The following is a 690-nucleotide window of genomic DNA, read 5'->3' on the forward strand; positions in this document are numbered from 1 at the left end:
CCCACAGCGCCACCCCGACCCCCACGCCGTCCACCTCGGGCGGCACCGGGCAGACCGACTTCACCGGCAAGGAGGTGCAGATCCCCTACGCGTGCAAGACCCCGATCGGCGACAAGAACGCCACCTCACCGGTACAGATCGACGCGAAGAGGAACGGCGGGGACTACGCCCTCACGGTGCGGTTCAAGAAGTCGGTGATGGACAGTCCCGCCGACNNCATGGCGGTGGTCGTCGGCGGCGCGGACAAAGGCACGGTCCAGGTGGCGGGCCCCGCCAACGCGGCCCCCATCAAGTCCGGCGACCCCATCGCGATCCCCGACCTCACCGGCACCTACAAACCCGGCGCGACCGGCTCCTCGACCCTCTCCCCGGGCGTCCTGACGGTCAACGCCCTGGGCACGACGACCACCTGCACCCCGACCGGGACGCAGGTCTCCCTCACTCTTGACACCACCGGCCAGGCGGGCGGCACTTCGGGAGGAACGTCCACCTCCGGCGGCTCGACGGGCGGCACGAGCACCTCCACCTCGGGCGGCCTGGCCGACACGGGCGCGAGCGACCACGGCACCCTGAAGGCCCTGGGCCTGGTGGCGGGTACGGCGATCCTTCTGGGCGGCGCGATCTTCACCTTCATGCCACGACGCCGGACGCGCTAGCCAACCTGCTTTTCGGGGGCGCGGGGAACTGCGC

Annotated in this window: 1 pseudogene; it reads left to right on the top strand. The window is 71.4% G+C overall.

What is annotated here, in order from left to right:
• Positions 1-656, top strand: a pseudogene (locus CCN72_RS36755) (hypothetical protein); the annotation flags it as partial.
• Positions 657-690 lie beyond the last annotated feature (34 nt).

The organism is Streptomyces murinus (assembly GCF_002154555.1).
In the GTDB taxonomy this organism is placed as follows: domain Bacteria; phylum Actinomycetota; class Actinomycetes; order Streptomycetales; family Streptomycetaceae; genus Streptomyces; species Streptomyces murinus.